General features: G+C 76.5%; 21 protein-coding genes. 7 read left to right on the plus strand and 14 right to left on the minus strand.

Annotated elements, in window-relative coordinates; all coding sequences use genetic code 11:
- Positions 1-18 precede the first annotated feature (18 nt).
- From AC1050_RS16645 to AC1050_RS16680, 8 genes are all read right to left on the minus strand, one after another.
- Entirely contained in the window at positions 19-627 is a 609-nt protein-coding gene (locus tag AC1050_RS16645; RefSeq protein ID WP_482388523.1) for a mycothiol transferase, read from the minus strand.
- A gap of 47 nt (positions 628-674) precedes the next feature.
- Positions 675-1928: an APC family permease gene (locus tag AC1050_RS16650; RefSeq protein WP_482388524.1), complete on the minus strand. Its 1254-nt coding sequence runs from the start codon at positions 1926-1928 to the stop codon at positions 675-677.
- A gap of 76 nt (positions 1929-2004) precedes the next feature.
- On the minus strand, positions 2005-2286 hold the full coding sequence (locus AC1050_RS16655; RefSeq protein WP_482388525.1) for a ribbon-helix-helix domain-containing protein: 282 nt from the start codon (positions 2284-2286) through the stop codon (positions 2005-2007).
- Positions 2283-2525, minus strand: a complete 243-nt coding sequence (locus tag AC1050_RS16660; RefSeq protein WP_482388526.1) for a toxin — start codon at positions 2523-2525, stop codon at positions 2283-2285. The genes AC1050_RS16655 and AC1050_RS16660 overlap by 4 nt, the downstream gene beginning before the upstream one ends.
- A gap of 281 nt (positions 2526-2806) precedes the next feature.
- Positions 2807-4102, minus strand: coding sequence for an MFS transporter (locus AC1050_RS16665; RefSeq protein WP_482388527.1), 1296 nt, complete (start codon positions 4100-4102; stop codon positions 2807-2809).
- A gap of 194 nt (positions 4103-4296) precedes the next feature.
- Positions 4297-5331, minus strand: coding sequence for a phage tail protein (locus AC1050_RS16670; RefSeq protein WP_482388528.1), 1035 nt, complete (start codon positions 5329-5331; stop codon positions 4297-4299).
- 10 nt (positions 5332-5341) lie between these two features.
- Positions 5342-5854, minus strand: coding sequence for a phage tail protein (locus AC1050_RS16675; protein ID WP_482388529.1), 513 nt, complete (start codon positions 5852-5854; stop codon positions 5342-5344).
- A 54-nt stretch (positions 5855-5908) separates the two neighbouring features.
- Complete coding sequence (locus tag AC1050_RS16680) at positions 5909-6271, minus strand: DUF6916 family protein (RefSeq protein ID WP_482388530.1); 363 nt, start codon at positions 6269-6271, stop codon at positions 5909-5911.
- 104 nt (positions 6272-6375) lie between these two features.
- On the opposite strand from AC1050_RS16680, the gene AC1050_RS16685 reads away from it, so the two are divergent.
- Positions 6376-10056 carry a hypothetical protein gene (locus AC1050_RS16685; protein WP_482388531.1) on the plus strand — a complete coding sequence of 1227 codons (3681 nt, stop codon included), beginning with the start codon at positions 6376-6378 and terminating at the stop codon, positions 10054-10056.
- Positions 10057-10140: 84 nt separating this feature from the next.
- Here the strand turns inward: AC1050_RS16685 and AC1050_RS16690 are convergent, their stop codons facing one another.
- Together AC1050_RS16690 and AC1050_RS16695 are read right to left on the minus strand one after the other, a co-directional pair.
- Complete coding sequence (locus AC1050_RS16690) at positions 10141-11523, minus strand: UTP--glucose-1-phosphate uridylyltransferase (protein WP_482388532.1); 1383 nt, start codon at positions 11521-11523, stop codon at positions 10141-10143.
- Between the two features lie 135 nt (positions 11524-11658).
- Positions 11659-12270 carry a TetR family transcriptional regulator gene (locus AC1050_RS16695; protein WP_482388533.1) on the minus strand — a complete coding sequence of 204 codons (612 nt, stop codon included), beginning with the start codon at positions 12268-12270 and terminating at the stop codon, positions 11659-11661.
- Between the two features lie 183 nt (positions 12271-12453).
- Here AC1050_RS16695 and AC1050_RS16700 point away from each other — a divergent pair, with 183 nt between their 5' ends.
- The 4 genes from AC1050_RS16700 to AC1050_RS16715 are packed head-to-tail and all read left to right on the plus strand — an operon-like array spanning position 12454 to position 17526.
- A complete protein-coding gene (locus tag AC1050_RS16700) occupies positions 12454-14043 on the plus strand; it encodes an ABC transporter substrate-binding protein (protein WP_482388705.1) in 1590 nt (529 codons plus the stop codon).
- Positions 14043-15071, plus strand: a complete 1029-nt coding sequence (locus AC1050_RS16705) for an ABC transporter permease (RefSeq protein WP_482388534.1) — start codon at positions 14043-14045, stop codon at positions 15069-15071. The genes AC1050_RS16700 and AC1050_RS16705 overlap by 1 nt, the downstream gene beginning before the upstream one ends.
- Entirely contained in the window at positions 15068-15919 is an 852-nt protein-coding gene (locus tag AC1050_RS16710) for an ABC transporter permease (protein WP_482388535.1), read from the plus strand. The genes AC1050_RS16705 and AC1050_RS16710 overlap by 4 nt, the downstream gene beginning before the upstream one ends.
- Positions 15916-17526 (plus strand): ATP-binding cassette domain-containing protein, encoded by a 1611-nt coding sequence (locus AC1050_RS16715; protein ID WP_482388536.1) that lies wholly within the window; start codon positions 15916-15918, stop codon positions 17524-17526. Before AC1050_RS16710 ends, AC1050_RS16715 begins: the two co-directional genes overlap by 4 nt.
- 17 nt (positions 17527-17543) lie before the next feature.
- On the opposite strand, the gene AC1050_RS16720 is transcribed toward AC1050_RS16715, so the two are convergent.
- Positions 17544-18467 carry an NADP-dependent oxidoreductase gene (locus AC1050_RS16720; protein ID WP_482388537.1) on the minus strand — a complete coding sequence of 308 codons (924 nt, stop codon included), beginning with the start codon at positions 18465-18467 and terminating at the stop codon, positions 17544-17546.
- Positions 18468-18657: 190 nt separating this feature from the next.
- Between AC1050_RS16720 and AC1050_RS16725 the strand changes: the two genes are divergently transcribed.
- Positions 18658-19110 carry an SHOCT domain-containing protein gene (locus tag AC1050_RS16725; protein ID WP_482388538.1) on the plus strand — a complete coding sequence of 151 codons (453 nt, stop codon included), beginning with the start codon at positions 18658-18660 and terminating at the stop codon, positions 19108-19110.
- Positions 19111-19117: 7 nt separating this feature from the next.
- On the opposite strand, the gene AC1050_RS16730 is transcribed toward AC1050_RS16725, so the two are convergent.
- The 3 genes from AC1050_RS16730 to AC1050_RS16740 form a co-directional block, all read right to left on the minus strand.
- Positions 19118-19717 carry a potassium channel family protein gene (locus tag AC1050_RS16730; protein WP_482388539.1) on the minus strand — a complete coding sequence of 200 codons (600 nt, stop codon included), beginning with the start codon at positions 19715-19717 and terminating at the stop codon, positions 19118-19120.
- Between the two features lie 62 nt (positions 19718-19779).
- Complete coding sequence (locus AC1050_RS16735) at positions 19780-20193, minus strand: ATP-binding protein (protein ID WP_482388540.1); 414 nt, start codon at positions 20191-20193, stop codon at positions 19780-19782.
- Positions 20194-20281: 88 nt separating this feature from the next.
- A complete protein-coding gene (locus AC1050_RS16740) occupies positions 20282-21586 on the minus strand; it encodes a hemolysin family protein (protein ID WP_482388541.1) in 1305 nt (434 codons plus the stop codon).
- Between the two features lie 353 nt (positions 21587-21939).
- Between AC1050_RS16740 and AC1050_RS16745 the strand changes: the two genes are divergently transcribed.
- On the plus strand, positions 21940-23814 hold the full coding sequence (locus tag AC1050_RS16745) for a penicillin-binding transpeptidase domain-containing protein (protein ID WP_482388542.1): 1875 nt from the start codon (positions 21940-21942) through the stop codon (positions 23812-23814).
- Positions 23815-23856 lie beyond the last annotated feature (42 nt).

A 23856-nucleotide genomic window follows, 5' to 3' on the forward strand; every position in this document is an offset into this window, starting at 1 on the left:
GGCGGGCGCCGGTGCCCGTCAGCGCCGGCGCTCGGGCAGCGGGTAGAGCTCCGGTGCGGCGGGCGGGTCCTCGCCCACGACGCCGTCGACCGCCTCCCGGATCAGGTCGGCGTGCCCGGTGTGCCGGGCGTACTCCTCGACCATGTCCGCCAGCACCCGGCGCAGGTTCGGCCGGACCTGGACGTCCTCGGGCGCCCAGACCGTGCGGCGGTCGAGGCCGCCGTCCGCGAGCGCCTCGTCGAGGCTCGCCCGCGCCCGCACGACGGACTCCCGCCACAGCGCGTACAGGGTCGCCGGGTCGTCCTGCGCGGCGGACGTCCACGGCCACTCCGGCTCGGCGTCCCAGTCGACGTCCTCCCACGGGTCACCGGGACGCTGCCCCGAGACGCGGGTGCAGAAGTGGAAGACCTCGGTGAACGCGAGGTGCTTGACCAGCCCGCCCAGCGTGATCGCCGACGCGCCGAAGGTCACCGACAGCGCCTCCCGGTCGAGGCCGCCGACCTTCCAGGCGAAGGTGGCGCGCTGCCGCTCCAGCGACCCGAGCAGCGTCGCGACCTCGTCACCGGCGACGGGCGGGCCCCACCAGCCGCGCGCGTCCGCCCCGGGGTCCTGCGCGTCGTCGGACATGGTGCCTCCCTCGTCGGAGCCTGCCGGGTCGTCCCGGTGCGGGCACGCTACGCCCGGCCACCCACTCGGCGGGCGGCGAGCCGGGCCAGGACCCCGGCGGCCAGCACGGCCAGCCCGCCGAGCACCGCGCCCACCGGCAGCGTCGCCGCCAGCAGCACGCACCCCGCCGCACCGAGCACCTGCAGCGCGCGCGGGTACCGCCGGTGCGCCCGGTCCTGCGTCAGGGCGGAGAGGTTCGCGACCAGGTAGTAGAGCAGCACCCCGAACGACGAGAACCCGATCGCCCCCCGCAGGTCGACCGTCAGCACCAGCACCACGACGACCACGCCCAGCACGGCCTCCGCGCGGTGCGGCACCCGGGACCGCGGGTGCACGGCGGCGAGCACCCGCGGCAGGTCGCCCTCCCGCGCCATGGCCAGCGTCGTCCGGCCGACCCCCGCCACCAGCGCGAGCAGCGCGCCGAGCGACGCGGCGGCGGCCGCCACCCGCACCACCGGCGAGGTCCACGCCCAGCCACCGGCCTCGGCCAGCGCGGCGACCGGGGCCGCGGACCGCGCGACGGCGTCCGGCCCGAGCACCGTCAGCAGCGTGACGCCGACCACCGCGTACACGACCACCGCCAGCCCGAGCGCCAGCGGGATCGCGCGGGGGATGGTGCGGGCCGGGTCCCGGACCTCCTCGCCCATGGTCGCGATCCGGGCGTAGCCGGCGAACGCGAAGAACAGCAGCCCCGCCGACCCCAGCACGCCCGACCAGGTGGCGTCGGACCCGGTCGTCACCCGGGCCCACGACGGGTCCCCGCCGGCCAGGCCGGAGATGACGACGGCGGCGAGCCCGGCGAGCGCCACGGCGACCACCACCCGCGTCAGCCGGGCGGTGCGCGTCACCCCGCGGAGGTTCACGGCGGTGAGGGCCAGCACCGCGCCGGCGGCGACGGGCCGCTGCCACGCCGCGGGCACGGTGTACGCGGCGAAGGTCAGCGCCATCGCGGCGCAGCTGGCCGTCTTGCCGATCACGAAGGAGCAGCCGGCGAGGAACCCCCACCACGGCCCGAGCCGCTCGCGGCCGTACACGTACGTGCCGCCGGCGACCGGGTACTGGGCGGCCAGCTGCGCCGACGCCGTGGCGTTCGCGTAGGCGACGACCGCCGCGAGCGCGAGCCCGACCAGCAGCGCGGAGCCCGCCTCCCGGGCGGCTGGGCCGAACGCCGCGAACACCCCGGCGCCGACCATCGAGCCGAGCCCGATGACGACCGCGTCCCCGGTGCCGAGGCGGCGGGCCAGACCCGTCGTGCCGCTCATCCTGCCGCCCTCCTCGCGTCACCGGCCGGTCGGCCGGAGCCAGTGTGCGGCACCGAGGTGACGGGAAGGTGTCCGGTCAGGCCGTCGCGAGCTCGTGGTCGATGGCGTCGCGGATCACCTGGCTGCGGGTGCGGTGCCCCCGCGCGGCGAGGGCGTCGAGCGCGCGGAGGCGGTCGGGGTCCAGCCGCACCGGCACGACCACCCCGGCGCCTCGTCCGATGCTCGGTGCGCGCCCCGGACGGCGGCGCGCGGCCAGGTACTCGGGGTCGTAGCCCACCTCGGCCTCGGCCGCGTCCGCCCGGAGGAGAGCGACCTGGTCAGGAGACAGACCCGCGGTGTCGTCGGTCCCGTCGATCATCGTGGTTCCTCCAGAAGGTGGTGGTAGGTCCGGCGAAGTCGCATCGCGTGGATGAGGAACTGCTGGCCCTCGATGTCGACGACCACGACCTCCAAGGCACGGGTGAGCCGGTCGAACCCGATCCGCATCTCCTTCAGGGGTTCCTCGCGGAGGAGCACCACGGTGTGCGGGTGCCGGGCGACGTGCGCGGCCTCCTCTCGGTCGATCCCGTGGCGGTCGGCCGAGGCGAGGAACCTCAACGGCCATACCGTAATACGAAAACTGGGACGGTGGTAGATCGGGATCGGTCGCTGTTCTGGTCGAGCGTGCGGAGCAAGGTGCCTCCCGGTTCGGTGCCCCCCGGGTCCGGTGACCGTAACCCGCCACGCTCTCACCTGCGCAAGCCCCACTTCCGCCGGGTCGAGCCGCGCGTCGCGCGGACCGCCGCGCCGCCGCCGGGTCGCCAGCCGGTTCTCGCCCCGCCCACCGGGACGTCGGTGGGCGAGGCGGGGATGCGGAGGTGGTGCGGCGCCGCACCGCGTCAGCGGACCGACTTGATCCGCGTGATGAAGAAGGCGCCGAGCAGCGCGGCGGCGATCGACACCGGGAAGACGAAGCCGTAGCCGCCCGTGGCCACGACGATCGCCGAGGTGATCAGCGGGCCGACGGTCTGGCCGGCGGTGGTCGACAGGTTGAGGATGCCGAGGTCCTTGCCGGCCTCCTCCTGGTTCGGCAGCACGTCGACGTTCAGCGCCTGGTCGACGGAGGTGTAGACGCCGTAGCCGAGGCCCGCGATGCCGGCGAACAGGAACATGCCGGCGGGGGTCGGCCAGATCCACGGCATCGCGATGCCGACGGCGAACAGCACGCTGGACAGCACGACGGGGAGCTTGCGGCGGCCGATCAGGTCGGACACGGGGCCGGCGCCGATCGACCCGATCAGGGAGACGACCAGCGTGATGACGGCCATCGTCGCGATGGTGGCCGCGGACTCCGCGGTGGTCTGCCCGACGTGGTCCTGCACGATGTACAGCTGGTACGCCATGATCATCTGGTACGAGACCAGCATGAACAGGCGGCCGGCGAACGCCCGGTAGAAGTCGGGCGCCTGGCGCGGCGGGCGGAACGACTTGAGCAGCTCGCCGAGGCCGGCGGCGGCCGGCGCCAGGGCGGCGGACGACCTCTCGCGCGGCCAGACCACCAGTGCGATCACGGCCGACGCGGCCATCAGCGCACCGCCGAGGACGAAGCCCGGCAGCGAGTGGGTGATGAACGCGGCGCCGACCAGCGAGCCGATCGGGGCGCCGCCGGCCAGGCCGCCGCCGTAGAGAGCGGACATCGTGCCGCGGACCTTGCCGGGGACGCGGTCCGCCAGCACGGCGACCGCCGGGGCCAGCATCATGTTCAGGCCGACCATGCTGAGGCAGTACGACAGCGTGATCAGGCCGGGGCTGGTGAGGACACCGATGGCGAACAGCGAGACGCCGCCCAGCACGCCGCCCGCGAGGATCCACGGGGTGCGGCGGCCGAACCGGCCGCGCGTGCGGTCGGACAGGTTGCCGAACACCAGGTTCGACACCAGGGAGACGATCGCGGTGATCGCGCTGATGGAGCCGAGCAGGGTCTCCGGCGACTCGACGCCGATGTCGCGCAGGCGCTGGGGGAGCAGGACCGCTGCGACGATCTGCAGGCCGACGACCCACAGCAGGCCGTACGCGAAGAACCCGGCGCCGAAGCGCAGGGTGCGGGCCCGGGTGAACGGGGCACCGGTGTCGGGGGCGATGTCGTCGCGCGTCGGGGTCGTGCTGTCGGCGGCGACGGTGGCCTGCGCGTCCATGCGTACCTTCTTCGGCGTCATGGGAGTCGGACGGCTCCACGTTGAGACGTCGTGGAGCCGGCATCGGCGCCACCACTACCTACCGCTTGGTAGGTAGTGGTGAAATTACGACCGCCTGGTCGGCATGTCAACCTCGCCGGTCACGGCGCCCCACCGGGCGGTGCGGGCGCGTGCCCGCCGGGCCCCGGGGCGCGTCACGGCCGGGTGGGGTAGACGCCCTCCAGCGCGATGATCATGGTGATCGCCAGGTACGGCGAGCGGTTCGGGTGCGGCTGGCCGCCGCCCACCGGGGAGACGGCGGCGCCCATCGTCACGTCCGTGGTGCCGTCGGAGCGGTAGAGGAGCTCGCGGGCCCGACCCTGCTGCGCGACCGCGAAGCCCGCACCCGAGGGGTTCCCGGTCGTCCCGCGGGTCCCGGCTGCGGCCGCGCGGAGGGTGTGGCCGTGCTGGGGGAGCTGCTCCTGGGTCAGCGTCACCGTCGCGGCGCCGCCGCGCTGGCCCAGTGCGTAGCCCTGGCCTCCGGGGCGCTGGCCCGTGTGCACGGGCGAGGCGCCGCGCAGGTCCGGCAGCGCGAACACGCTGGTCCCGTCACCGCCGTACGTGTTCCCGAGCAGCGAGAACAGGGCCTGGTTCTGCATGATCGGCAGCGTCTGCCCGTCGCAGACGGCCCAGCCCTCCGGGGCGAAACCGCCGGCGAACATCCGCACCTCGCCGACGAACGGGAGGTGCTCGCGGGTGCCCGAGGGCAGCATCCCGTCCACGCTGATCGCGTGCACGAGCACGAGGTGCGGCGGCATGTTGTCGTGCGGCTGACCGCCTCCGGACGACGGGGCGAGCACGCCCTCGGCCAGCACCACCTGGTTGGCCGGGCCGTAGTGCGGCCGGTCGGTGGCGGCGAACGACGCGCCGCCCGGCTCCGCGTCGTCGGCGGCCGCGCTCGACGCCCGGATCTCGTGCGTGTGCGCCGGCAGCTCGGCGGTCGTGAGCGTGTGCGTCGCCGACCCGCCGCTCGACGCCTGCGGGATCCCGGCGCCGGGGTGCACCGCGGAGCGGCCCCGCAGATCGGGCAGGGCGAAGGTCGTGACCCCGTCGCCGCCGTACGTGCTGCCGATGACCTGGTGCAGCGCCTCGTGCTGGCTGATCGCGAGCAGCTGGCCGTCGCAGGCCAGCCAGCCCTCAGGCACGAACTGGTAGGGGAACAGGCGGATCTCGGCGAGGTAGGCGTCCACGGCAGTCCTGTCAGGAGCGGGGCGGGAAGGTGCCGGCGGTGCAGATGGCGAACCGCAGCACGGTGAACGGCGGCCGGTTCTCGTGCGCCCGGGAGCCGCCGGCCGTGGTCACGGCCGTCGGGGACATGGGCTGCGACGGCGGTGCGGTGGTCGCCGGCACGTAGGCGGGGCCGGCCGAGGCGGCCCAGGTGCCGCCCCCCGGAGAGGTGGCCGTCGCCGCCGCGGCCGACGCCGACACGCCGTGCTGGTGCGCCGGGAGCTCGGACGGCAGCAGCGTCACCGTCTCGCTCCCGCCGACCTGACCGGGCAGGCGCCCGGTCGCCGGATCCCGGTGCACCGCGAACCGGCCGCGCAGGTCGGGCAGCGCGAAGGTCGACACCCCGTCGCCGCCGTACAGGACCCCGATCAGCGAGAACAGCGCCGGGTACTGGTTGATCGGCAGCAGCGAGCCGTCGCAGGGCAGCCAGCTCTGCGGGGTGAACCCGATGGCGAGCATCCGGATCTCGCCGAGGTACGGCTCCATGCAGGTCTCCAGTCGGGCGGCGTGTCGGGCGGGCGGGGCGGTCAGGCCGGGGGGTCAGGCCGAGGGGAGCACGACGGCCTCGACGGTGCTGCCCGCCGCACCGACGGGCTCCGTGTGCAGCAGCAGGTCACCGGTGTCGTGCACGAAGGTGCGGGTGCCACCCGGCAGGTCGAGCGGGCCGGCCGCGGTGAACGTCAGGCGGAACCCGTCGGCCTCGCGGGAGGCACCGGCCGCGGCACCGACCGCGGCGAGCGTCACGGTGCGGCCCTCGACCTCGAACCGGCTGCCGACCAGGGGCCGCAGCGCGGCGGCCGTCAGCGGGAGCGCGGGGCGGCGCAGCGCGACCGGGACGCCGCCGGCCACGGCGACGCCCAGGGCGGCGGTGCCGGCGACCAGCACGGTGCGACGCGTGGGCACACGGGACTCCAGGACCTTGCGGGGATGGTGAGCGGGCGTGAGCCTACGAGGATTCACCCGGATGACGGGCCCGCCAGCCGGGTGAAACACCTAGTCTTCGGCGCGTGCTCCCCCCTCGACCCGCGCTGCGGCGCGCCCTCGCGACCCTGGCGCTGGTCGCCGTCGTGGCGTCCGCCGGCACCGTCGCGGCGGCCGGGTCGCCCCTCGCCGTGCCGGCTGCGCTCGCGGCCGACCCGGTGCCGTTCGCGGTCACGTCCGCGGCCGACGCCGCCCTGACCGGCGCGTGCACCGACGAGGTCACGGGGACCACGCTGCGCGAGGCGCTGTGCCTCGCGGCGGGGGAGACCAGCGCGGTCGTCACCGTGCCCGACGGCACCGCGGTGACGCTGACCGCGGGTCCGCTCAGCTACGCACCCGCGGCCGCCGCCACGCTCCTGGTCACCTCCGGCGGGACGTGGACCGTCGACGGCGGGCACCGGCGGATCCTCGACCTCGACACCGGGCTGGTCGGCGGGGTCGCCGTCACGCTCGAGGGCGTCGAGCTGCGGGACGGCGTGCCGAGCGCGGCCGACGCGGCCGTGGTCGGCGGGGGCGGTGCCGTGCTGGCGGGGTCCGGCGACCCTGCCCGCCCGGACGCCCTGACGCTGCGTCGCTGCGTCGTGTCCGGCAGCGCGAACGCCGCGGGCGCCGGCGACGCGACCGCACCCGGCGGCGCCGTGCAGATGTCCGGCGGCACCCTGACCGTCGACGGCTGCACCTTCCGCGACAACACCGCCGACGGGGCCCCGGGCGGGGCCGTCGCGATGATCGGCCTCCACGAGGCGGACGCGGTGCTGGTCACCGGGTCGACGTTCGAGCGCAACACCGTCACCGGCGGCGCCGGGTCCGGCGTGCTCGGCGGCGGTGCCCTGTACGTCGAGGGCGCCTCGCTGACGCTGCGGGGCTCGGTGCTGACCGACAACGCCGTCAGCTCGGGCTCGCCCGCGGCCGCGCGCGGGGGCGCGGTGCTCGCCACCGGCCCGACCGCCGTCTCCGGGACCCGGGTCGAGCGGAGCACCGTCACCGGCCGGGGCGGTGCGGGCGACGGCGGCGCGCTGTGGCTGACCGAGGGCACCGTGACGGGGTCCGTCCTGGTCGGGAGCACGGACACCGTCACCGGGCCGTCCCGTGCCGCGTCGGTGGTCGGACCGGTGCTGGCCACGGAGAACTGGTGGGGCTGCGCCGACGGCGCGTGCGGCGCGGTCGGCGTCACCGCGACCGAGCCGCGTGCCGTCCTGGCGGTGACGGCCGACCCGGCGCAGGCGGTGGTGGGCGCTGCGGTGACGGCCACGGCGCGCGTCGCGCTGGCCGACGGCGGCGCGGTCCCCGAGGCGCTCCTGCCCGTGCTGGCGGGGCGCCCCGTCGCGTGGACGTTCGACCCCGCGTCGGGTGCCGGTGCGGCGGACGCGGACGGCGTGCTCGCCGCCGACGGCACCGCGTCGGCCCGGTTCACCCGCGGCGCCGGGGCGACCCTGGCCGTCGGCGCCCGGGTCGACCAGGTGGCCGGGAGCGCGACCCTCACGCAGCCGGTCGCCCCCGCCGTCACCGACCCGGCCGACGCCACCGTGCTCGAGGGCGCGGACGCGACGTTCGGGTCGACGGTCACCGGGCCGCCGACGCCGGCGCTGCAGTGGGAGCGCTCGGCCCCCGGCGCCTCGACGTGGTCCGCCGTGGACGGTGCGACGGGTCCGACGCTGACCGTCACCGTCACGCGGGCGGCCGACGGCGCGCGCTACCGGCTGGTCGCCACCAGCTCCGCGGGCACCGCGCGCAGCGCTCCCGCCACCCTGTCCGTCACCTGGGGCCCGGAGATCACCGCGCAGCCCGTGGACGTCGCGGCGCTCGCGGGGACGACGGCCCGGTTCGAGGTCGGGGTGGCGGGCGTCCCGACGCCGTCGGTCCGCTGGCAGGCCGGCCGCGACGGCACCTGGACCGACGTCGCGGGCGCGACCGGGACGACCTACGAGCGCGTGCTCGCCGCCGGTGACGACGGCCTCCAGGTGCGCGCCGTGCTGACCGGGGCCGCAGGCACCGTGTCGAGCGACCCGGCCACCGTGACGATCCGCACGGTCCCGTCCTGGACGACGCAGCCGGGCGACGCCACCGCGGCGGAGGGGGCGACCGCCACCTTCACCGCGACCGCCACCGGCCTGCCTGCCCCGGCGCTGCAGTGGCAGCGTGCGGAGGCGGGGACCACCGGGTGGACGGACCTGCCCGGGGAGACCGGGGACCAGCTGGTCGTGACCGCCGACCGCGCCGACCAGGGCGCGACCTTCCGCGCGGTGGCGACCAGCGCCGCCGGCACGGCCACGTCGGTGGCCGCCGTGCTGACGGTGGAGTGGGGCCCCGAGGTGACCGACCCGGCGGACGTCGTCGTCGTCGCGGGCGGCACCGCGCGGTTCGACGTCACGGCCACGGGCTTCCCGGTGCCGTCCGTGCAGTGGCAGACCAGCACGGACGGCGGCACGTGGACGGACGTCCCCGGCGCGACCGGGTCCCGCTACGACCACGTGGCGGGCGCTGCGGACGACGGCCTCCGGGTGCGCGCGGTCGCCACCGGCGCGGGCGGTGCCGGACCGAGCGCCGCGGCGACCCTGACCGTCCGGACCGCCCCGCTGTTCACCGTCCAGCCGGTCGACGTCGCCGCCGACGCCGGCAGCACGGCGACCTTCACCGCGGCGGCCGGCGGTGCCCCCGTCCCGACGCTGCGGTGGCAGGTGCGCGAGCCGGGCGGTGCCTGGACCGACGTCCCCGGGGCCACCGGCGGGACGCTCGCGGTCGACGCGGACGCCGGTGCCCACGGGTCGCAGTACCGCGCCCTGGCGTCGAGCACCGTCGCCGCCGACGTGCCCAGCGAGGTCGCCACGCTCACCGTCCTGCGCGCGCCGACGGTGACCGACCCGGTCGACGCCGTGGTGGCCGCGGGCGGCGTCGCGCGGTTCGAGGTCACCGCCAGCGGCCGGCCCGCCCCGGCAGTCACCTGGGAGGTCTCGGCTGACGGCGTGCGGTGGACCGCGGTCCCCGGTGCCGCCGGCGCCGTCCTGGAGCTGACCGCGACCGCCGCCGACGACGGGCTCCAGGTGCGCGCCGTCGCGTCGGCGGCGCTCGTCTCGGGCCCGGTGGTCGTCACCAGCGAGGCGGCCACGTTGAGGGTCGTCGCCCCGCCGGTGGTCGTCGACGAACCCGACGACGTCGCGGCCGACGGCACCCTCGCGGTCGTGGCCGGGCAGCCGGCGCGGATCGCGTGGGTGGTCGATGCCGACGCCGGCACCGCCGAGTGGCAGGCCTCCCGCGACGGGGGTGGCACCTGGGGTCCCGTGCCGGGCGGCGCCGGCACCACCCAGGAGCCCGAGCCGCGCCGCACGCCGCAGGTCGGCGTGCCGCTGAGGGCGCTGGCGGCCGTGCCGACCACGGGAACGGTGCGGCACACGCTGGTCTACACGCCGACGATCGTCGACGACGGGCTGATGGTCCGGCTCGCCGTCTCCAACCTGGCAGGCACGGTCACGACGGACCCGGTGACGTTCCGCGTCACCGCGGCACCGGCCGAGCCCACGGTGCCCACGGAGCCCACGGGGCCGGGCGTCCCCGGCGCCGGGACCCCCGCAGCACCGGCTGGACCGGGCACCGCGGCACCGGCCCTCGGCGCCACCGGCTCCGACGCCGTGGCCCTCGGCTCCGTCGCCGCGGTGCTGCTGCTGAGCGGCGTCGTCGCCCTCCGGCTGGTCCGTCGCCGCCGGACCTGAGAGACGCGACAGGGTGGGAGGTCCGGACCCGCACGCCGACGGCGTGCAGCCCCGGACCTCCCACCCCGGTGTCCTGCGCGGGGCTCAGCCCGCGATCGTCGTGCCCGCGGGGACCTCGCCCGGCGCGCCGTCGGCCGGGACCACGGCCGCACCGGTCGCGACGACCCCGGCGCCGAAAGTCCAGTCGCCCTGGACGGTGAACGAGGTGGCGCCGCGCAGCGACGGGGCACCCGCCGCGAACCGGTCCTCGAACTTCCCGACCGTCTTGTAGACCTTCGTGTCGAGGTCCACCAGCGGCGCGCTGCCGACGGCCAGCCGGAGCGTGGCGTCCTCGGCCAGGTCGTAGGCGTCCGACCGGATCAGCAGCAGGTCGTTGGTCGTCTTGACCGGCAGGAACCGCTCGCGACCCACGGCGATGGCGGTCGCGCCCTCGAACACCTCGATGGCGGCGCCCATGGCGGTCTCGATCTGGAACACCTCGGGGGACGAGGAGTCCGTCGGGTCCACCGTCTTGACGTTGCGGATCAGCGGCAGGCCGAGCACCGCGCCCCGGGCCTCGAGCGCCGCGGCGATCTGCTCCAGGTCGAACCACAGGTTGTTCGTGTGGAAGTACGGGTGGCGGTGCTCGTCCGTGAAGTAGTCCATCTCGTCCGCCGGGGTCTGCGCGGTGTCGCGCAGGATCAGGCGGCCGTCGGACTTCCGCACGGCCAGGTGCCCGCCCTTGCGGTCGGCCGCGGTGCGGCGGCACAGCTCGGCGGCGTAGGGCGCGCCCGACGCGGCGAACCAGCCGGCGATCGTCGCGTCCGGCGCGGCACCGAGGTTGTCCGAGTTCGACACCGACGCGTACCGGAAGCCCGCGTCGAGCAGCTGCTGCAGCACGCCGGAGGCGAGCAGCGCCGTGTAGAGGTCGCCGTGGCCCGGGGGGCACCACTCGAGGGTCGGGTCCGCCGGCCAGGAGACCGGGGTCAGGTCGTCCGTGCGGAGCTTCGGCTCCTGGTTTTGCAGGAAGTCCAGCGGCAGGCCGTCCACCGCGAGCCCCTCGTGCTTCGCGAGCGCGGCGAGCGAGTCCGCCTGCGTGCGGAACGAGTTCATCAGGATGAGCGGGAGCCGGGCGCCGGTCTCCGCGCGGGCGTGCTGCACCTGCTCGACGATCAGGTCCAGGAACGACTTGCCGTCGCGCACCTGGAGCAGGGACTTCGCCTTGTCCATGCCCATCGAGGTGCCGAGGCCGCCGTTGAGCTTGATGACCGCGGTCTTCGCGAACGCCGCGCGCGCCGCCTCGGGGTCGATGTCCAGGTCGGCCAGCTTCGGCGGGTCGAGCAGCGGGTCGATGGTCTCCTCGGGGATGAGGCCGGTCGCCCCCGCCTCGAGCTCGCGGTAGTAGTGGGTGAACACGTCGATGGCGGTCGGGGCCACCCCGGCCGCCGTCATCTTGTCCTGGGCCTGCCGCAGTCCGGTGTCGCTCATGGCCCTGATCCTAGGAACACCGGGTGAGCCGGTGCGACCGGTTCGCGCTGCCGCGCACCGCGAGTGTCCAGCAACTCGGTCGGAATGTCCGGAATGCCCGGGAGTTTCTGGACACTCGACGTCATCGGCGCGGGCTCAGGGCAGCGCGGACCGCACCGGGGTCAACGCGCGGTCCAGGAGGTCCGGCAGCCGCGTCCGGCTCGCACCCGCGTGCGCCCAGGCCTCCACCGCGGCGACCAGCGCCCCCGCCCAGGCCGCCCCCGCCACCCGGGCGTGCAGCGGCTCGACGCCGCGGCCCGCGGCGTACGAGGCGAGCGCGGTCCCGAGGTCGGCGGTCCGGCGCGCGGCAGCCAGGCGCAGGTCGTCCCCGAGGCCCATCGTGTCCGCCTGGGTGAAGGCGAGGGCCACGTGCTCGGCCGGCAGGTCGGCGGCCAGCGCGGCGAGGGCGCCGGCGACGACGGACCCGGCCGTGGGTGCCTCGTGCGCGGGCCGGCGGGTCGCCGCGTCACCGGTGAGCCCGGAGCGGAGCGCCGCGACCCGCTCGTCGAACGCCGCCCAGAGCAGGTCGGACTTCGCGGGGAAGTAGTTGAAGAACGTGCTCCGCGAGACGCCGGCGCGCTGGGTGATGTCGGCGACGGAGGTGGCGGCGTACCCGCGCTCCAGGAACAGCTCGCCCGCGGCCTCCTCGAGCATCGACCGGGAGGAGGCGTGCGGGCGCCCGGACCGGCGGGGCGACGGAGCGGGCACGCGCACATGCTAGGGCGCGGCTGGGACCGGGATCACACCGCGGCCGACCCCCGGACGGTGCGGCCGCGCCTATTGTTGGACGCAGTGCAACAACCGCTGACCCCTGTCGAAGGTGGACCCGTGCCCCACGCCCCCCGTCCTGCTCGCGCGCGAGCCGCAGCCGCCCTCGCGGCCGGCGTCGCGATGACCCTGGCCGCCTGCACCGCCGGTGGCGGGTCCGACGACGCCGCGACGCCCTCCGACGGCGGCACCCTCGTGTACGCGACGGGCGACGCCGAGCCCACCTGCCTGGACCCGCACGTCGGCGGCAACTACCCGCAGGCGCTGATCAGCACGCAGTACCTGGAGCCGCTGGTCGGCCGGGACGCGGACGGCACGATCCTGCCCTGGCTCGCGACCGAGTGGACCGTCAGCGACGACGGCCTGACGTGGGACTTCACGCTCGCGGACGACGTCACGTTCACCGACGGCACGCCGTTCGACGCCGCGGCGGTCGCGGCGAACGTCGCGCACCTGCAGGACCCGGACACGGGGTCGTCGACCGGGTACCTGGCGGTGCAGAAGGTCGAGCAGGTCGAGGCCGTCGACGCCACGCACGCGCGGTTCCACCTGTCGGAGCCCGACTCGGCCCTGCTCGAGTCGCTCAGCATGCAGTGGACCGCGATGCAGTCCCCGGCCGGCATCGAGCGCGGGACGGACGAGAACTGCGCGGCGCCGATCGGCACCGGCCCGTTCGTCGTCGACGAGTGGACCCCGCAGCAGCAGGTGGTCCTGACGGCGAACCCCGACTACGTGGCCCGCGACCCGCAGGCCGAGCACGACGGGCCGGCGTACCTGGACGAGATCGTCTGGCGGTTCATCCCCGACGCGGCGACGCGGTACGCCGCGCTGCGCTCCGGCGAGGTGCAGGTGGTCGACAACCCGCAGCCCGACGCCATCGCGGCCGCCGACGCCGCGCAGGACGGTGCGATCGCCCACGTCGACGCGCCGCGGCCCGGCTCGTCCAACCGCATCGAGCTGAACAGCGCGCAGCCGCCGTTCGACGACGTGCGGGTGCGCGAGGCGTTCGTCCGCGCCGCCGACCCCGACCCGGGCATCGAGACCCTGTTCGCCGGCACCGCGACCCGCTCGACGTCGCCGCTGTCCAGCGCGGAGCCGCTCGCGTACGCGGACCCCGACCTGTTCACGACCGACGTCGACGCGGCGGAGGCGCTGCTGGACGCGGCGGGCTGGACCGAGCGCGACGACGAGGGCTACCGGACGAAGGACGGCCGGCGGCTCACCGTCCGGTTCCCCGTGAGCACCAACCAGTCGGTCGCGGCCGAGCAGTCGCTGTTCGAGCAGATCCAGGCCAACGCCAAGGCCGTCGGGTTCGAGGTCGTGCTGACCCCGCTCGACCTGTCCGCCTGGTACGGGGCCCTGGGTGCGCACGAGTACGAGGCCGTCTCCGCGCCGTACACGAAGGTCGGTCCGGACGTGCTGCGGATCCTCTACCACTCCGACGGCACGGTGCCCGCGCCGAGCGGCTACTTCGCGAACCACGCCGGCGTCACCGACCCCGAGCTCGACGCGCTGCTGGACTCCGCGTCCGCCACGGCCGACGCGGACGAGCGCGCCGACCTGTACCGGCAGGCGCAGCAGATCGTGCTCGAGGGGTTCTACATCCTCCCGCTGTACGACCAGCAGAACCACTTCCTGACCAGCGGCGTGACCGGCATGCGCACCCTCGGCACGGTCGCCACGCCGACGTTCCTCGACGCGCGGCTGGGGTGATGCTCCGCCGCGGGCCCGGGTGGCTGCGCTGGCTGCTGGCCCGGGTCGGCTCGGCGGTGCTGGTCGCGTGGGTGGTGGCGACGGTCGTGTTCTTCGCGCTGCGCGCGGCGGGCGGCGACCCGACCGAGGCGATCCTCGGCGGGCCGGGCTCGCAGGCCGGGCCGGAGGCGGTCGCCGCGGCCCGGGCGCAGTACGGGCTGGACCAGCCGCTGGTGGTGCAGTACCTGGTGCAGCTCTGGCGGGTGGCCACGTTCGACCTGGGCGACTCCTACGCGCGCCGGGTGCCGGTCGCGGAGCTGCTCGCCGAGCAGCTGCCGGGCACCATGCTCCTCGCGGTGCTGTCCCTCGCGCTCGCGTGGGTGCTGGCGCTCGCGGTCGCGACGGCCGCCGTCCGGGCGTCCGGTCCCGTCGGCCGGGCCTGCGCGGCGGCCCTGCGCGGCGCCGAGGTCGTCGCCGCCGTGCTGCCGCACTTCTGGCTGGGCGCCGTGCTGATCGTGGTGTTCTCCTCGACGCTCGGCTGGTTCCCCGCGACCAGCAGCGGGACCGACCCGGTGGGCCTGGTGCTGCCGACCGTCACGCTGGCCGTGCCCGTCGCCGGGTTCCTGGGCCAGGTGATGCGCGACTCGCTCGAGGAGGCCGCCGCGGCACCGTTCGCGACCAGCGCCCGGGCCCGCGGCGCCGCACCCGTCCGCGTGCTGTGGCGGCACACGCTGCGGCACGGCGTGCTGCCCGCGGTGTCGCTGTCCGGCTGGGCGTTCGGCTCGCTGCTGAGCGGCGCCGTGGTCGTCGAGACGCTGTTCGGCCGGCCCGGCCTCGGGCGGCTGCTGCTGGACGCGACGATGCAGCGCGACGTCCCCGTGGTGGTCGGCGCGGTCGTCGTCGTGGCGCTCGCGTACGTGGTGGTGATGGTGCTGGTCGACGTGGTCGAGCGGCTGCTCGACCCGCGACTGCGGTCGGGTGCCCGGGCCGCGGGCACGGCCGTCGCGGCGCCGGTCCCGCGGGCGGGAGAGCCGGCGGTGCTCGGGTGACCGCGCCGGCAGCCGTCACGAGCCGTGCCGCCGGCCGGGCGGCCCGCGGGCTCCGCGGTCTCGGCGTGCCCGGCGTCCTCGCGGCGCTCGCGGTCGTGTGGATGGCCGTCGCCGTCCTGCGGCCCGACCTCCTGGCGCCGGGCGACCCGAACGCGATCGACGCCCGCGCGGCCTTCACCGCCCCGGACGCCGCGCACTGGTTCGGCACCGACGAGTCCGGGCGCGACGTCTACACCCGGGTGGTGCACGGGGCGGCGGCCTCGCTGGGCATCGGCGCCGCCGCCACGGCGATCGGGGTCGGGGCCGGCCTGGTGCTCGGCTTCGCCGCCGGCCTGGGCCCGCGCTGGCTCGACGCCGGCATCGGCCGCGTGCTGGAGGTGCTGTTCGCCCTGCCGACCCTGGTGCTGGCCCTGCTGCTGGTCGCGGTGCTCGGGGCCGGCACGGAGGCGTCCGTGCTCGCGGTCGGGGCGGCGACCGCGCCGGGCTACGCGCGGATGCTCCGGGCGCGGGTGCGCTCCGTGGCGACCAGCGGGTACGTCGAGGCGGCGCGGCTCGAGGGGCACGCGCCCGGCACCGTGCTGGTGCGGCACGTCGTGCCCAACACGCTGTGGCCGCTGGTGTCGGTCGCGACGCTCGGCATCGGGCAGGCGGTCGTCTGGGTGTGCGCGCTGAGCTTCCTGGGCCTGGGCACGCTGCCGCCGTCGCCGGAGTGGGGCGCGATGCTCAACGCCGGCCGCGTCTACATCGACACGGCCTGGTGGCTGACGGTGTTCCCCGGCCTGGCGATCACGGTGACCGCGGCCTCGCTGACCGTGCTGGGCCGGCGCGTCGGGGCGGTGGCCGCGTGACCGGGGTCGACGGCGTGCGGCCGGGGCCGCCCGTGCTCGACGTGGCCGGGCTGCGCGTGACGTTCCCCGGCGGCGCGGAGGTGCTGCACGGCGTGGACCTGCGGGTCGCGGCGGGGGAGTGCGTCGCCGTGGTGGGCGGGTCGGGCGCCGGCAAGTCGGTGCTGGCGCGCACGCTGGTCGGTCTGGCCGGGGAGGGCGCCCGTGCCGACGTGCGCGCGGACCGGCTGCAGCTGCTCGGCCGGGACGCCCGTGCCTTCTCGGCGCGGGACTGGCGTGCGGCGCGCGGCCGCGACGTCGGTCTGGTGCTGCAGGACGCGCTCGGGTCGCTCGACCCGCTGCGGACCGTCGGTGCCGAGGTGGGCGAGGCGCTCGCGGTGCGCCGTCCGGGCACGGCCCGGGTCTCCCGGGTGGACCGGGCCGAGCGGGTGCTCGCCGCCCTGGCCGACGCCGGGCTCCCGGACCCGCAGGTCCGCTCCCGGCAGCGGCCCGGCGAGCTGTCCGGCGGCATGCGGCAGCGCGCGCTGATCGCCTCGGCCGTGGTCGGACGGCCGCCGCTCCTGGTCGCCGACGAGCCGACGACCGCGCTGGACGCGACGGTCGCGGCCCGGGTGCTCGACCTGCTGGCCGGGCTGCGGGACGCCGGGACCGCCGTGGTCCTCGTGACGCACGACCTCGGCGCCGTCGCGCGGGTGGCGGACCGGGTCGTGGTGCTCCGCGACGGCCTGGTGGTCGAGGAGGGGCCGACCGCGGCCGTGCTCGACGCCCCGCGCGCGGCGTACACGCGGTCGCTGGTGGCGGCGGCCCGGCTCGGCGCGGGCCCGGGCGACGTGCCGCCGCCGGGTGCGCCGGTGCTCGAGGGCCGGGACCTGCGCCGGGCCTTCCCGCTGCCGGGCGGCGGCCGGGTCGAGGCCGTCGCCGGGGTGGACCTCCAGGTGCGCGCCGGTGAGGCGGTGGGGCTGGTCGGCGAGTCCGGGTCGGGCAAGACGACGCTGGCGCGGCTGCTGCTGGCGGCCGACGTGCCGGACGCCGGCGAGGTGCTGCTGGACGGCGGGCCGTGGTCGGCGCTCGCGGAGCGGGACCGGCGCGCGCGCCGGGGCGGGATCCGGCTGGTGCCGCAGGACCCGCTGGGGTCGGTCGACCCGCGGCTGACGGTGCGGGCCGTGCTGCGGGCCGCGCTGGCCACGGCGCCGCGGCCGCCGGCCCGGGCGGACCTCGAGGCCGCGTGCGCGGGGCTGCTGGCCCGGGTCCACCTGCCGGCCGCGGTGCTGGACCGGCGGCCGCGCACGCTGTCGGGCGGTCAGCGGCAGCGGGTGTCGATCGCCCGGGCGCTCGCGTCCGAGCCGCGGGTGCTGCTCCTGGACGAGCCGGTGTCGGCCCTCGACGTGCAGGTGCAGGCCGCGATCCTCGACCTGCTGGTCGAGCTGCGCCGGACCAGCGGGGTGGCGATGGTGCTGGTGTCGCACGACCTCGGCGTCGTGCGACGGGTGTGCGACCGGGTGCTCGTCATGAGCGCGGGCCACGTGGTGGAGCAGGGCACGGTCCCGGAGGTGTTCGGCGCGCCGCGGCACGCCGTGACGCGGGACCTGCTGGCCGCGCGCGCCGTCTGACGCGCGCGGCCGGCGGGTCAGACGCGGACGACGATCTTGCCGCGGGTGTGCCCGGTCTCCAGGGCGCGGTACGCGTCGGCCGCGTGGTCCAGGTCGAACGTCTCGGCGATCTCGACCTGGACCACCCCGCGCGCGGCGAGGTCCGCGAGCTCGGCCAGGCCGGCGGGGTCGGGGCGGACCCACACGTACTGGCCGCCGAACTCGTCGCGGGCGCGCGCGTCGGTGATCGACACGACGGTGCCGCCGGGTCGCAGCAGGTCGGCGACGGTGTCCATCGCCTGGCCGCCCACGTAGTCCAGGACCACGTCGAACCCGTCGGGCGCCGCGGCGCGGGCGGCCGCGACCAGCCCGTCGCCGTAGGCGACCGGCTCGGCACCGAGCGAGCGCAGGTAGTCGTGGTTGCCCGGCGACGCCGTGCCCACCACGCGCGCACCGGCGTGGACCGCGAGCTGGACGGCGATCGAGCCGACACCACCCGCCGCGGCGTGCACCAGCACGGTGGAGCCCGCGCCGAGGCCCGAGCGACGCACCGTCTGCAGCGCCGTGAGGCCGGCGAGCGGCAGGGCCGCCGCCTGCTCGAACGACAGGTCCGCCGGCTTCCTGGCCGCCGTGCGCACCGGGACGGCGACGTACTCGGCGAGCGTCCCGCCGGATACGACGTCCTTGCGCGCGTACGCGAGCACCTCGTCGCCGGCGACCAGCTCGGGGGTGTCCAGGCCGGGCTCGACCACGACGCCCGCGACGTCCCACCCGGGCACCGCCGGGAGGTGGGTGTCGATCAGGCCCTGCAGGTAGCCCTCGCGGATCTTGTAGTCCACCGGGTTGAGAGAGGCCGCGACGACCTTCACCAGGACCGTGTCCGGGCCGACGTGCGGCTCCGGCCGGTCGACGACGCGGAGCACGTCGGCCCCGCCGAACTTCTCGTACTCGACTGCCTTCATACCGGTGCGAACCGGTGCCCGACCCGCGGCATTCCGGCCCGTCGCGCACGTCTCCGGCTCATCCACGACGGGTGGTCCCGGCCGCGAGGCGGCGGCCTAGCGTGGTGACCGGCACGAGGGCACGCGGGTGCCGGGCAGGACCGGCCCGGCGGGAGCGCCTCGGCGGGATCCGGGGAGGGGGGGTCGGGCGATGGACTTCTGGACCGACTTCTGGGACATCATCTGGTGGTTCGTGTGGGCGTTCGTCTTCGTCGCCTACCTGTTCGCGCTGTTCTCGATCATCACCGACCTGTTCCGCGACCGGGACCTCAGCGGGTGGTGGAAGGCCGTGTGGCTGGTGGCGCTGCTGTTCCTGCCGTTCCTCACCGCGCTGGTCTACCTGATCGCCCGCGGCCGGGGGATGGCCGAGCGCAACGTCCGCGCCGTCGTCACGGCCCGCGACGCGAGCGACGCCTACATCCGGGACGTGGCCGGGTCGTCGCCGGGGCAGGAGATCGCGCAGGCCAAGACCCTGCTCGACTCCGGCGCGATCACGCAGGAGGAGTTCGCCACGCTCAAGGCGCACGCGCTCGGCCAGACCCGGTCGGACGGCGCCAGGGCCGACGGCAACGGGACCGGCGTGCACCGGGCGACCACGGCCTGACGCGGTCTCAGGCCGGCGGAGCGGGCGGGGCGGCGTCCGGGGGGTCGCCGTCCCGCCCCCCGTCGCGGCCGGACGCGACCGGCGGAGCGTCCGGCGGCTCCTCCTGGGCCCGGCGCACGGCCGCGAGGAACTCGCGCCCCACGAGCGCCGCGAACGCGAACCCGCAGACCATCTGCACGGTGACGACGACCCGGGCGGCGCCCGTCACCGGCGCGATGTCCCCGAAGCCCACCGTGGCCAGCACGGTCATCGTGAAGTACAGCGCCCCCACGCGGTCCAGCGGCTCGGTGAACGCACCCGGGCCGGACGCCGACAGGGCGGCGTACCCGCTCGCGAACAGCACCACGAACAGCACCGTGGCGGTCACGAACGCCTCCACCGCGCGCAGCACCGGGTACGGCGACCGCACGACCGACCGCACCTGCCAGCCCAGCACCAGCACCAGCGCCACCAGGCCCACGACCAGCAGGACCAGCGTCGCGGCCGTGGGGCGGTCGGACGGCCGGCCCAGGTAGAGGGCGAGCAGCAGCGCCACCGTGCCGAGCACGCGCACCAGGGCCCGTAGCCGCGCGCGGCGGCTCGGGAGGGGCCGGGAGGGGGCCGTCATGCTTCGTCATCCTGGCCCGGCGGCGGCCCGCGCGGGAGCCCCGCGGCGGATGAGCGACGGACTCAGGCGGCGAGCAGGCGTCCCAGGGTGCCGACCGGGGTCTCGAACCAGACGGTCTTGCCCGCGCCCGGGTGCAGGTCGATGCCCCACCGGGTGGCGAGGGCGTCGACGATGCGCATCCCGTGCCCGCCCGCCCGGCCCGGGCTGCCGCTCCGGACCACGGGGAGCGTCGGGTCGGGGTCGGTCACGCTGACCCGGACGCAGTCGCCCCGGCACTCGGCCGTGAGGTCGATGTGCCGGTGCGCGCGCGTGTGCACCACGGCGTTGGTCAGCACCTCGCTGGTGAGCAGCTCGACGGTCCGGGTCGCCTCGGGGGTGGCGTGCGCCCGTTCCGCCTGCCGGACGGCCCAGCGCCGGCCGTGCGCGACGGCCCCGGGGTCGGGGTCCAGCACGAGGCGGTCCGGACGACGGCTCATGGTCACGCTCCTGTGGGGTGCTGCACCGGCGGGCAGCTCGTGCCGACCAGGGTGACCCACCGTCCCCCGCCCCGCACCCGGTGGGCGGTCACCCGGCGTCCGGCGCGGGCTCCTCGGGCGGCGGGACGACCCGCACCCGGGCGATCCGGCGCCCGTCCACCGCCGTGACCTCGATCCGGTGCCCGTCCACCTCGACCCCGTCGCCGACCGCCCCGAGGCGGCCGAGGCGGGCGATCACGAAGCCGGCCACCGTCTCGTAGGGGCCGTCGGCCAGCGCGACGCCGGTCAGCTCCGAGAACTCCTCGATGGTGATGCCGGCGTCGTAGGAGCCGGGCGCGCGCTCACGCGCCTCGGCGCCCGAGGAGCCCGGCATGTCGTACTCGTCGCGGATGTCGCCGACCAGCTCCTCCACCAGGTCCTCGAGGGTGACGATGCCGTCGGTGCCGCCGTACTCGTCGACGACGACCGCGATGTGCACGCCCTCCCGGCGCATCCGGGACAGCGACGGCAGCAGCTTGTTGGTGCCGGGCAGCACGACGATCTCCCGCATGGCGTCCCGGACCCGCACGTGCTCGCGGTCGGGCGTCTCGAGCAGGGCGCGGATGTGCAGGAAGCCGAGCACGTCGTCGAAGTCCTCGCCGATGACCGGGTAGCGCGACCACGGCTGCGCACGGACCTGGTCCAGCGCCTCGGCGAGCGTGAGGCGGGCCTCGAGGAAGTGCACCTCGCCGCGCGGCCGCATGACCTCCGCCACGGACCGGTCGGTGGCCTCGAAGACGTCGCCCAGGATGCGCCGCTCGTCCTCGGGCAGGCCCTGGTGCGCGATGACGAGGTCACGCAGCTCGGCCTCCGTCATCTCCTCGCTGGTGGCGTGCGGGTCCCCGCCGAACAGCCGCACCAGCAGGTTGGTCGACCGGGACAGCAGCCAGATGACGGGGCGCATCAGGCTCGCGAACCGGTCGAGCGGGGGCGCGACGGCGAGGGCGACGCGCGCCGACTGCTGCAGGGCGATCCGCTTCGGCACCAGCTCCCCGAGCACCAGGGACAGGTAGGCGATGACCAGCGTGAGCAGCACCAGCGCGAGCGTGCCGGCCAGGCCCTCGGCGACGCCCAGCGACTCGAGCGCGGGGGCGAAGTCCGGGGCGATGGTGGAGGCGCCGTACGCGGCGGAGAAGAACCCGGCGACCGTCACGCCGATCTGGACGGCGGCGAGGAACCGGTTGGGGTCCCGCGCCACGGCGGCCACCCGCGCGCCGCGGGCGCTCTGCCGCTCCAGGCGGTTGATCTGGCTCTCGCGCAGCGACACCAGCGCGATCTCGGTGCCGGCGAACACCCCGCCGACCAGGATGAAGAGCAGGACGAGGGCGATGCTGCCCCAGGTCTCGGAGTCCATCAGCGGCGAGCCCCCGCTCGTGACGCGCGCGGGGTGCGGGCTCGCCGCACGGGACTGCAGGGCCGGTCAGGAGGCGACATGCCGTCCATTCCAGACAGGACCGGGCGGGCCGTCAACCGGTGGCCGCGCACAGGACCGGCACAGGTCCGCTGCGAAGTCGCCGCGCCGTTCCGCCCGTCCGGGCAGGTCGGCCTCCCTAGGCTGACGGTGCCCGCGGCGCGCGCCCGGGCCGAGCGTCGGAGGTGTCGGTGAGGTCCGTGGGGGGCAGAGCAGGTCAGCAGGTCGGTCCGGCGCGGGCCGGGTCGCCGGGGACGCGGGCACGGCGCCTCCGGGGTCCCGTCGCGGGAGGCGTGGTGCTCGCGCTGGTCGGGGTCCTGGGGGCGTGCACCGGCAGCGGTGACGACGGGCAGGCGACGGCCGAGGCGCTCGCGGACGCGCTGGCGTCGGGCGACTTCGCCGACGTGCCGCTCGACGGCGGCACCGCGGCGGAGGCCGCCGACGCGCGGACCGCCGCGTACGAGGGTCTGGACCCGTGGGAGCCGGCCGTCGAGGCCGGCGCGGTCGTCGCCGCCGAGGGCGACGAGGCCGCGGCGTCCGTCGAGCTGACGTACACGTGGGACGTCGACAGCAGCGCGAACGACTGGACGTACACGACGCACGCGAACCTGGTCCGGGTGGAGGACGAGTGGCGGGCCCGCTGGAGCCCGATGCTGCTGGCTCCGGACCTGGCCGCCGGCGAGACCCTGCAGGTGCGGCGCGTCCAGGCCGAGCGGGCGGACGTGCTGGGCGCCGGTGACGCGGTGCTGGTGGAGTCCCGTCCGGTGTTCCGGGTCGGGATCGACAAGACCCGGGTCGCCCCGGAGCAGGCGGACGCCGCCGCGCGCGGCCTGGCCACGGCCGTCGGCCTGGACGTCGAGGCCTACGCCGCGCAGGTCGCGGCCGCGGGGGAGAAGGCGTTCGTCGAGGCGATCGTCGTGCGGGAGGGCGACCCGGCCTACGACGTGCCGGCCCTGTCGACGCTGCCGGGCGTGAACGCGGTGCCGACCACGCTGCCGCTGGCCCCGAACCGCGCGTTCGCGCGCCCGGTGCTCGGCACCGTCGGCCCGGCGACGGCGGAGATCGTCGAGGAGTCCGAGGGTGCGGTCGTCGGCGGCGACCTGACCGGGCTCGGGGGCCTGCAGAAGCAGTTCGACGAGCAGCTGCGCGGCCTGCCCGGCCTGACCGTCGTGGCGACCGCCGGGGACGCGCAGGAGCGCGAGCTGTTCCACGTGGAACCACAGGTCGGAGCGCCGTTGCGCACCACGCTGGACCCGGCCGTGCAGCAGGCGGCGGAGGACGTGGTGGCCGGCGTGACCGGCAGCGCGAGCGCCGTGGTGGCGGTCCGCCCGTCCACCGGCGACGTGCTCGCGGCCGCCAGCGGACCGGGCGGCGGCGGCATGTCGACCGCCACGCTCGGGCTGTACGCACCGGGCTCCACCTTCAAGGTCGCGACCTCGCTCGCGCTGCTGCGCGCCGGGCTCACGCCCGACAGCGTGGTCACCTGCCCGCCGACGGCGACCGTCGACGGGCGGGAGTTCCAGAACTACCCGGGCTACCCGGCGGACGCGCTCGGCGACATCCCGCTGCGCACCGCCGTGGCGGAGTCGTGCAACACGGCGTTCCTCACCGCCGCCGGCACCGCGCCGCAGGAGTCGCTGGCCGCGGCGGCCGAGGCGCTCGGCCTGGTCGAGGACGCCGACCTCGGCTTCGCGGCCGCGCTGGGCTCGGTGCCCGCCGAGGCGACCGGCACCGACCACGCCGCGTCGATGATCGGCCAGGCACGGGTGCAGGCGACGCCGCTCGGCATGGCGACCGTCGCCGCGTCGGTGGCGGCCGGCGCCCGGGTGACGCCGCGGCTCGTGCTCGACGAGGCGGCCGCCACCCCGGCACCGGAGGCCGGGCAGCCGCTCACGCCGGCCGAGGCCGACGCCCTGCGGACGATGATGCGCGCGGTCGTGACCGAGGGCGGCGGCGACTTCCTGCAGGACGTGCCGGGCCCCGAGGTGATCGCCAAGTCGGGCACCGCGCAGTACGGCTCGGGCGCCGAGCTGGCCAACCACGCGTGGATGATCGCGGCGCAGGGCGACCTGGCGGTGGCGGTGTTCGTCGAGACGGGCGACTTCGGGTCCACGACCTCGGGGCCGCTGCTGGAGGCGTTCCTGCGCGCGGTGGCGGTGCCGGCGCCCTGAGCCGCGGCGGGACGGCAGGCTCGCCACGGGCCCGCGCCATAT

It is taken from the genome of Cellulomonas sp. NEAU-ZC6 (assembly GCF_056844425.1).